The organism is Pseudoalteromonas sp. BSi20652, from assembly GCF_000239855.1.
Classification (GTDB): domain Bacteria; phylum Pseudomonadota; class Gammaproteobacteria; order Enterobacterales; family Alteromonadaceae; genus Pseudoalteromonas.
In genome coordinates this window covers 21,863-30,461 of record NZ_BADT01000015.1, presented here as the reverse complement: position 1 = coordinate 30,461, position 8,599 = coordinate 21,863, and the positions used below count along the sequence as shown (strand labels likewise).

Annotated in this window: 9 protein-coding genes and 2 pseudogenes; 5 read left to right on the top strand and 6 right to left on the bottom strand. The window is 38.2% G+C overall.

Annotated elements, in window-relative coordinates; translation table 11 throughout:
• The 3 genes and pseudogenes from P20652_RS15940 to P20652_RS15950 all read left to right on the top strand — a co-directional run.
• Window positions 1–258 (top strand): annotated as a pseudogene (locus P20652_RS15940) (hypothetical protein); the annotation flags it as partial.
• A 20-nt stretch (window positions 259–278) separates the two neighbouring features.
• Window positions 279–611, top strand: coding sequence for a DUF600 family protein (locus tag P20652_RS15945; RefSeq protein WP_008165719.1), 333 nt, complete (start codon window positions 279–281; stop codon window positions 609–611).
• A gap of 208 nt (window positions 612–819) precedes the next feature.
• Window positions 820–1,164: a PEGA domain-containing protein gene (locus P20652_RS15950; protein WP_008165716.1), complete on the top strand. Its 345-nt coding sequence runs from the start codon at window positions 820–822 to the stop codon at window positions 1,162–1,164.
• Between the two features lie 38 nt (window positions 1,165–1,202).
• Here the strand turns inward: P20652_RS15950 and P20652_RS15955 are convergent, their stop codons facing one another.
• Window positions 1,203–1,601 (bottom strand): DUF1294 domain-containing protein, encoded by a 399-nt coding sequence (locus P20652_RS15955; RefSeq protein WP_008165713.1) that lies wholly within the window; start codon window positions 1,599–1,601, stop codon window positions 1,203–1,205.
• Window positions 1,602–1,653: 52 nt separating this feature from the next.
• Between P20652_RS15955 and P20652_RS15960 the strand changes: the two genes are divergently transcribed.
• The gene (locus P20652_RS15960) at window positions 1,654–2,184 is read left to right on the top strand and encodes a hypothetical protein (protein WP_008165712.1); all 531 of its coding nucleotides are present in this window, start codon (window positions 1,654–1,656) and stop codon (window positions 2,182–2,184) included.
• 62 nt (window positions 2,185–2,246) lie between these two features.
• Here the strand turns inward: P20652_RS15960 and P20652_RS15965 are convergent, their stop codons facing one another.
• A complete protein-coding gene (locus P20652_RS15965; protein WP_008165711.1) occupies window positions 2,247–2,789 on the bottom strand; it encodes a carboxymuconolactone decarboxylase family protein in 543 nt (180 codons plus the stop codon).
• Window positions 2,790–2,901: 112 nt separating this feature from the next.
• On the opposite strand from P20652_RS15965, the gene P20652_RS15970 reads away from it, so the two are divergent.
• Window positions 2,902–3,489, top strand: coding sequence for a TetR/AcrR family transcriptional regulator (locus P20652_RS15970; protein ID WP_033016938.1), 588 nt, complete (start codon window positions 2,902–2,904; stop codon window positions 3,487–3,489).
• 103 nt (window positions 3,490–3,592) lie between these two features.
• On the opposite strand, the gene P20652_RS15975 is transcribed toward P20652_RS15970, so the two are convergent.
• The 4 genes and pseudogenes from P20652_RS15975 to P20652_RS15985 all read right to left on the bottom strand — a co-directional run bounded on the left by P20652_RS15975 (window position 3,593) and on the right by P20652_RS15985 (window position 8,469).
• Complete coding sequence (locus tag P20652_RS15975) at window positions 3,593–5,713, bottom strand: methyl-accepting chemotaxis protein (RefSeq protein WP_008165707.1); 2,121 nt, start codon at window positions 5,711–5,713, stop codon at window positions 3,593–3,595.
• Window positions 5,714–5,819: 106 nt separating this feature from the next.
• Window positions 5,820–7,036: pseudogene (arsJ, locus tag P20652_RS17215) on the bottom strand (organoarsenical effux MFS transporter ArsJ).
• 24 nt (window positions 7,037–7,060) lie between these two features.
• Complete coding sequence (locus P20652_RS15980) at window positions 7,061–8,071, bottom strand: ArsJ-associated glyceraldehyde-3-phosphate dehydrogenase (RefSeq protein ID WP_008165701.1); 1,011 nt, start codon at window positions 8,069–8,071, stop codon at window positions 7,061–7,063.
• Window positions 8,072–8,115: 44 nt separating this feature from the next.
• Window positions 8,116–8,469: a metalloregulator ArsR/SmtB family transcription factor gene (locus P20652_RS15985; RefSeq protein WP_008165700.1), complete on the bottom strand. Its 354-nt coding sequence runs from the start codon at window positions 8,467–8,469 to the stop codon at window positions 8,116–8,118.
• Window positions 8,470–8,599: the final 130 nt, after the last annotated feature.

The following is an 8,599-nucleotide window of genomic DNA, read 5'->3' as shown; positions in this document are numbered from 1 at the left end:
CCCCATTATTTTGATGAGGCATACATGCCCACTATTTTTGGCTCACGTTTTGCGTGCGATAAAGAGGCTCCCCCCTACTTTAATGAGGGCGAAATTGGCATTAGAGTTGATGTAAACCCACAAAATAAAAATGAAATAAAAGTGCTCAGCTTAGGCGTCACCCTCTTTTCTGAAGAATACCTAAAAGATAGAAAAGCCACACCGTCTTTATCATCTCGTTATTTCGAAAGTGTCGCTGAGCGAGTCGTTGTTCAATAACTAAACGCTAAGGACAGCACATGCAACCCGACATTAAAAACATCCCGCAACACCTAGGTCAGTATCTTTATCAGCAAATAGATGAGCAGTGGCTTGAAGCACTCCTCATTTTAGATTGCGAAAACAACAATGTACTTGAGTGCAAGGCCCACTTTATTAAAGCAGATGATGATACACAGCATGCAATTGCTGTATCTGAAAATATAACAGCATTGTTTAAAACGTTATTTGACCACGCCATTAAAAATGAAGTGGAAGATTGGCAGCGCGCTATTTTTACTATCACTCGTCAAGGTCAGTTCAACTTAAACTTTGAGCGCGATAATAACGGTGAATCATTGCTACTGATTTAATTATAGCGTTTTACATATTTTCTTTATGTTTAATTTTGATTAATTAACAACAATAATTGAACCTAGGCTGGATACATATTAAACTGTATGCCGATTTGTTGTTTAAGCAAACGAAAGTCAAGGAAGACGAGTGAGTACATCTTTTGTTAATAGTCCTCCATGATATTTCGTGAAATTGAATATTATTAAATGATTTTATGGAGTACCTATGAAAAAGTTAAGCGCACTGGCACTTTTGCTAATTTTAACTGGTTGTTCAACCACCTCTCCTGTTCAAGAAACTGAGCAAGTGTCAGCAGAGCCTACAAATGAGGTAGTCGAAGAAATTGCCCCTATTACGTTGACCGTTATTACAAACCCTTCTGATGCACGCGTGCGCATTATGAATATTGGACCTGTATACCAAGATGCCATGGAATTAAAAGAAGGTAAGTACGATATTGAAGTAACCAAAGCAGGTTACCTTACCTACAGAAAATGGGTTGTTGTTGATAAAAAAACAATTTTAACTATTGAGCTAGATGAAATTGTCGCAGATCAAAGCGCTAATTAATCCCAGTTATTAGCGATTTACGCTTAATGCCTTTAAAATTAACTATATAGGTTAAAGGCATTATCAGCGTAAAAAGATATATACCCGCCTACTAGTAAAACCACATTTACTAAAATACATAACCACAACACAATAATAAAATGTCGCTTTTGTGATTTATGACGAAGTAATTGTTGAGCAAGCAATGCACCCGGCCATCCTCCAAATAATGCAAGTAGTTGCAGTGTACGCTCTGGCGTGCGGTTTACTTTTGTATGCGAAGAGCGTTTAGCTTGTCGCTTATCCCATGCATACATTAAAAAAGTGATAGCACTTAATACACTTATATAACCTGGAACATATATTGGTATATAAACGGGTAAGTATTGCAGTGGGTAAACCAGCCAAATGGCAGCTAAATAAAGTAATGAGAATGTGATTAATATTGTCTTTATCAATTAATTATCACCTATACTGGGCTTATAAGAGCCTAACAACAAGAGCCAAATTATGACATATTTTAAATCGCTATTCTTCGTATTATGTTTATGCACGTTTAGTAGCTTTGCTAATGAAACTGCCAGTAACCTTGATAAAAAGCTAGACGTGTTTAAACCTTACTTAGGAACGTGGCAAGCAGATTTTAAAGTACCTGAAGGCGCTAAAAAAATACAAGATGTTGTCCGTTGGGAGCGAGCGCTTAATGGTAAAGCTATTCGTACCATGCACTCGATTAACGAGGGTGAGTATGGTGGTGAGTCGATGATTTTTTATGATAGCAAAAAGAAGTCACTCGTATTTTATTATTTCACTACGGCAGGGTTTTACACAAAAGGCACTATAAAAGTACTCAGCCCTACTCAATTTGTAGCCTATGAAGATGTAACTGGTAGCCAAGATGGTATTACAAAGGTTAAATCTACTAGTGAACTAAAAGACGATAAATTTATTATATCGACTTCTTACCTTAAAAAGGGTGAATGGACTAAGCCCGAAAGCAGAAGTTATACACGCAGTATAAAAACGGTTAAATTTAAATAACCGCGATTTATAAATACAAAAAAGGCAGCCTAGGCTGCCTTTTGTCATTTATAAAAGCGTATTTATTTTACGTATTTTTTAAATGCAGCATCTACTGGTGTATCAGCAAGGTGATTAGTGTAGTTGCTCATTACTTTTTGAGACAAGCCTACAATAATTTCAAGTAGTTGTTGCTTACCGTAACCTGCGGCAAAGAATTTTTCGATTTGCTCATCGCTGATCACGCCACGTTCACGTGTCATTGCGAGTGTAGTTTCACGAAGAGTTTCTAGCTTAGGGTTTTCAAGTGGTGTTTTGTTAACAAGGGCGTCAACAATACCTTGGTCAACTTTCATTGCTGCTGCAATACCACTGTGAGCAGGAACACAGTAATGACAGTCGTGCTCAACGTTAATTGATTGCCATACTACTGTTAGCTCTTCTGCATTGAATGATGTTTTTTGAAACAGCTCATGCAGTACTTGGTAACCTTTAAGTAATGTTGGTGCTTCAGCCATTACTGCATGTAAGTTAGGAAGCATACCAAATGCTGCTACTGAATCAGCTAGTAATGGTTTTGCTTCTTCTGGTGCGTTTTCTTGAGTGTATAAAGTAAATTCGGCCATGGTTAGCTCCTAATAATTAATAGTTTTAAGTAACTTCGAGACACATAGTATTTGATTTTGAGCGACTGTTCAAGTTAAAATTGAGCAAATGTTCAAATTGATTGAGAATGATATGACTAATAAGGTTAAATTTGAACGCGAGAATGTAGTTCGCGTTGCTAGTCAGCTATTTTGGCAAAAAGGTTTTCATGCAACCTCAACGCGTGACTTACAAGAAGCCGTTAATATGCGCCCGGGTAGTATTTACTCTGCGTTTGGCTCTAAAGAAGGGCTATACTGCGAATCGCTGAAAGATTACACAGTACAAATAAAAACCCAAATAGAGGGGTTTTTATCAAATGCCGATACAATACTTGGTGGGTTACATGCGTTTGTTGAAAACGTGGTAATTAAAACAAAAGATTGTAGTCCAAGCGCTATTTGTATGCTGGTAAAAGCAAACAGCGAGTTTGCAGAAAAAGACTCAAACCTATACGAGTTAAGCTTAGATTTAACAGCTCAATTTGAAGCTTATTTAACGCAGTTGTTTACACAAGCAATAAACAAAGGTGAGTTAAGTAATACGTTGACAGCTGTTGAATATGCGCGCTTTTTTCAGGTGCAATTTACAGGTTTACGCGGTTATTTTAATCGTCCTAATGTAGAGCAATTTGCCGAGCCAATGATCAACCAAATGTTTATGTTGATTAAAAAGTTATAAATAGCAGTTATCAAGCATTCTCAAAAAGTTATACTTATTTTACTAAATAAAAATGGCCAGTATTAACTGGCCATTTTTTTGTGCTTAAAACTTAATTTATAAGTTACGTTTTAAGCTTATTTAGCTCCTTATCTTGCTGGGCAACAAGTGCATTGAGCGCTTCGCTGCTATCCCCTGCTTGTGTAGATAAGTCAGCAAGTTGTGATGCGGCATCAGATATAAGCGTTAAATTACGGTTTATTTCTTCAGTCACTAAGCTTTGCTCTTCGGCAGCGGTAGCAATATGTGTAATTTGATTGGTTATTTCATCAACTTTAACAACAACACTGTGCAGAGCATCAAAAGCTACTGATGTTTCATCAACGGCATTTTGTGCACGTACTACGCCTTTTTCAATAACGGTAGATGCGTTACCTACTTCAGATAATAAACTATCAATTAACTGGCTTATGTCATCTGTTGATGAACGCGTTTTAGAAGCAAGTGCACGTACTTCATCGGCAACAACGGCAAAGCCTCGCCCATGTTCCCCAGCGCGCGCAGCTTCAATGGCTGCGTTAAGTGCAAGTAAGTTTGTTTGTTCTGAAATAGTACGAATTACATCTAATATTTGCGTAATGTCTTTACTACGCGAAGCTACTTTTTCAACTGCTTGGTTGGCTTCTTTAATTTCTTCAGACATCGTTTTAACTTGTGTCATCGCTGATGATAAGCTCGACTCACTGCTCACTACCAAGCTATTTATTTCATCGGCTTGTTGGGCTGATTGCTCTGATGCTCTGGCGACTTCGAGTGCTGTTGCACTCATTTCGTTCATAGCCGTTACCACACTTTCAATTTCTTGAAATTGAGATTGCACATTATGCTTAGTATCAATAGCGATGTGTTGTGCTATTTCGCCTTGCTGTTTAGTTTGCTCAGACACCGCTTTTAGTTCAGAAATTAAATCACGTAGCTTTGCTAAGAATCGATTAAACCCACCAGCTAATGCAATAAGTTCTGCGTGGCTATCAACATGTAATGTATGCGTTAAATCACCTTCAGAACTTGCGAGGTTATCAACCCGCTGCTGAATTTGTTGTAGCGGCGCTATTACACCTGCAATTACTAATTTCATAATAACAAAAGCAACCACAGCAATTATTAAGCCTGTAATTAAAATAATAAACCCGAGTGAGGTTGCTGTTTCTTGCATGTTTTTTTCGAGCGCTTGAGGCCCTGCAAGTGCTAAATCAGTAGGTACTTCTATGATTAATGACCACTGAGTATTTGCTAGTTTTATATCAATTGGATAATTTACTAAATATTCATTGTTTGTTTTAAAAATACCGCTTTGCCCTTTAGACTTTTCAATATCATTAAATATAGTAGAACTAACAGCTTCTTTAATGGGGCGTCCTAATTTAGATTTATAATGACTGCTGCCTACAACTAAACCTAAATCGCTTAATAAGGTTACTTTAGCTTGACCATTGTAAAGCTGCCTAGAAAGCTGCTCCGTCATTATTTGAAAGGTCGGTAGAGTTAAATCAACGCCTGCTAAACCAATAAACTGGCCTGACTTTAAAATAGGCACGGTTAACGAAGTAAGCATTACCGAATCGCCCGATGGGATTTCGTATAAATACGGCTCCATAATACAAGGCTTAAGTGTGTCTTTTGCACACAAGTACCACTGCGCTTCGCGAATACCAAACTCATTAAGCGTTGTTATGTATTTATCAGCAGCATTGGCTACTTTTTGCTGTTCAATTACGCCATTTTGATCGCGGGTAATATAAACTTCTAATGTTCCGGCACCATCAACTGAATGCTTATACCCCTGTTGATATTGAGAATCTTGCCCATCAAAAGCGTTTGATTCAAATTGAGAATAAATAGATGATAAAAGAGTGTTTTGTTCTAAAACCGCTTTATTTACACTGACAACTGTATCTCGGTCTAAAGTGCTTTGTTTTGCTGCATTACCAAGTAGTGCCGCCAATGAATAAGGAATACGGTAAGCTTCATTAATAAAACCTGCTATTTTTTCGCCATATACAGCGGCATTGGCATTAAGTTTTTCTTCAACTTCTGCAACAATGTATTCTTCAGACTCAATCGCTAACTGCTCATTGCTTGATGATAATTGCCACCATAAAACGCTTGAAAGCACGAGTACTGTAATAAATATACTGCCAACACTAAGCCAGAGTAACTTTTTTGCTAACGATATTTCCCGCATTTAACACACCTTTTAATAAAAACTACTGATACAGTTTAGTAGATCTAATCAATGAAGCTATGAATATCGTTAAACAAATTGAATTTAATACAATACGTTGAGTTTTTTAAAGTTTAGCTAAACGTGCCGTTGTAATTGAGGCTGCAATTAATAAACACACACTTACCCATAAACACGCACTGAGCCCATATACTTGAAAAACCCAGCCAAAAAGCACAGTCCCAAGTAAGCGCCCTATCGCATTGGCCATATAATAAAAGCCAACATCGAGTGACACCCCATCGTTTTTAGCAAAACTCACTATTAAGTAACTGTGCAGCGATGAATTTACAGCAAATACACCACCAAAAATAAGTAAGCCGATTACAAGCGTAAAATGTACCGCTATATCAAATTGCATCAACAACGCTAAAATGCCAGTCACGCCACTTAATAAAGCAACCCACCAATACGCTTTTTTGACTGAATGTAAGTTTGAATCACTTTGCCCTGTTATACGCGGTGCTTGCGACTGTACCAATCCATACGCAATTACCCACAAAGCCATAAAGCCGCTGACCCACCAATGATCCCAGTTAAACTGAGCGGCTAAGTAAACAGGTAGTGCAACCACAAACCATACATCGCGCGCCGCAAACAAGCATAAACGCGCTGTGCTAAGTAAGTTAATTGCCCGCGATTTAGAAAATAATTCTTTAAACTTAGGTTTGTTTTTAGCTTTACCAATATCGCCTTTTAAAAAAATTAAGCTAATAACCCACGCAACACTAAGTAAAGCAATTAGGCTTATTAATGCCCCCACAAAACCAAATACGGTAAGTAATAAGCCGCCTAAAAAAAGCCTACCCCTTTTAACGCATTTTTAGAGCCGGTAAGTATGGCAATCCATTTATATAATTGGCTTTGCCCTGCATCGTCTTGCGGTACTAAATACTTAATGGCGCTCTTTGCGCTCATTTTATTTAAGTCTTTAGCTATGCCACTCAGCGCTTGCGCTGCCATAACATAGGCAACGGTTAGCCAATCCCCAGGCACGCAAAGCATGGCCAAAGCGACAAGCTGTAGCCCAAGCCCGACATTCATGGTTTTGTTTAACCCTAAATGTGCTCCAAGCCAACCTCCGACTAAATTGGTGATCACCCCAAAAATTTCATAAAATAAAAACAACATGGCTATTGCAAATGCGCCATAACCCAACTGATGAAAGTACAGCACCACCAGCATGCGCAGTGCACCATCAGTTAAAGTAAATGCCCAGTAATTACCGGTAATTATTAAATATTGTTTTATAGAGCTTGGTAAACTAGCTAACTGCGCAAGCATGAATTTAAACCTTTTTAAACGAGATTAAACCACATCACTTTGTGCAACTTTAAGCATTAGCTCAGCGGTACGGTTTGCATAACCCCATTCGTTATCATACCAAGCGTATAATTTAAGCTGAGTGTTGTTAATTACCATAGTTGAAAGCGCATCTATGGTGCAACTACGTGGATCTGTTTTGTAATCTATAGATACAAGTGGCTTTTCTTCGTAGCCTAAAATGTCTTTTAACTCGTTATTTGCAGCGTTTTTAAACCAAGTGTTTACCTCATCTTGTGTAACACCTCGCTCTAGCTCAAAAACACAATCGGTAATTGACGCGTTAGTGAGAGGTACACGCACAGCATGGCCGTTCAATTTACCTTTAAGCTCAGGGAAAATATGCGTAATAGCCGTTGCACTACCGGTTGTAGTAGGAATTAAACTCGTACCGCACGAACGTGCACGGCGTAGGTCTTTATGCGGAGCGTCAATAATCGTTTGGGTATTAGTAATGTCATGAATAGTAGTCATTGAGCCGTGTTTAATGCCCACTTTTTCTTGCAGCACTTTTACAATGGGCGCTAAACAGTTAGTAGTACACGAGGCGGCTGTAACAATTTTATGCTCACTTGGGTTATAAAGATCATCGTTTACACCCATGACTACATTTAAAATACCGTCTTCTTTTACAGGTGCGGTTACTACAACGCGCTTAACACCTTGCGCTAAATATTGATTTAACAGCTCAGTGGTTTTCATTTGCCCACTGGCTTCTATAACTACATCGCAATCAGACCAATCAGTTTCATTTATAGTTTTGTTGTTGGTAACTGCAATCGTGTGTTTACCCACACTAAAGCTATTTTCGTCGCTCGCAACCTGTTGCGCTAAGCGCCCGTGTACTGAATCAAACTCAAGTAAATGTGCGTGGGTTTTAACATCGCCCGCTACATCATTTACTTTAATAAACTCTATTTCTGGCCAATCAACTGCTGCACGCAGTGTTAAACGTCCCATACGGCCAAAGCCGTTAATACCTACTTTAATAGTCATAATTAAATACCTTTAATGAGTTAATTTATTTACTAATTAGTTAGTTAACAACAGCTAGCTGCACGTTCAGGGCGATTACCCATAGTGTTTAAGCGCGTTAAATCGTTTTCATAAAATGAAGGGTTAGCAGTAAGTGTTTGCGTTAATACAGTTTTAGCCCATTCAGGCAGGGCTTTATTAATACTGTAATAAACCCATTGATTTTGTTTACGGTCGCTTAATAATCCGCATTGTCTTAACTGTGCTAAATGGCGAGACACTTTAGGTTGGCTTAATTCAAGTGCAACAACAAGCTCGCATACACACAACTCTTCTTCGTGGCTAACTAGCAGCATCACTTTTAAACGCGTATCGTCTGCTAGGCATTTATAAAATTGAAGTGGATTAAATTGTTCCATACTGTCCTCGCAGTGTTAATACACATACAGTAAAACAAAACAACAACATATGGAATAGTGAATATACGTTTTCCCGTATGTGATTTATATATAGGCACAAAAAAGCCCATTGGTTTAACCAACGGGCTTA

Excerpts from the sequence above, each read along its gene's own strand:
- P20652_RS15945 (WP_008165719.1), top strand. The coding sequence starts at position 279 with ATGCAACCCGACATTAAAAACATCCCGCAACACCTAGGTCAGTATCTT.
- P20652_RS15950 (WP_008165716.1), top strand. The coding sequence starts at position 820 with ATGAAAAAGTTAAGCGCACTGGCACTTTTGCTAATTTTAACTGGTTGT.
- P20652_RS15960 (WP_008165712.1), top strand. The coding sequence starts at position 1,654 with ATGACATATTTTAAATCGCTATTCTTCGTATTATGTTTATGCACGTTT.
- P20652_RS15965 (WP_008165711.1), bottom strand. The coding sequence starts at position 2,789 with ATGGCCGAATTTACTTTATACACTCAAGAAAACGCACCAGAAGAAGCA.
- P20652_RS15970 (WP_033016938.1), top strand. The coding sequence starts at position 2,902 with ATGACTAATAAGGTTAAATTTGAACGCGAGAATGTAGTTCGCGTTGCT.
- P20652_RS15975 (WP_008165707.1), bottom strand. The coding sequence starts at position 5,713 with ATGCGGGAAATATCGTTAGCAAAAAAGTTACTCTGGCTTAGTGTTGGC.
- P20652_RS15980 (WP_008165701.1), bottom strand. The coding sequence starts at position 8,071 with ATGACTATTAAAGTAGGTATTAACGGCTTTGGCCGTATGGGACGTTTA.
- P20652_RS15985 (WP_008165700.1), bottom strand. The coding sequence starts at position 8,469 with ATGGAACAATTTAATCCACTTCAATTTTATAAATGCCTAGCAGACGAT.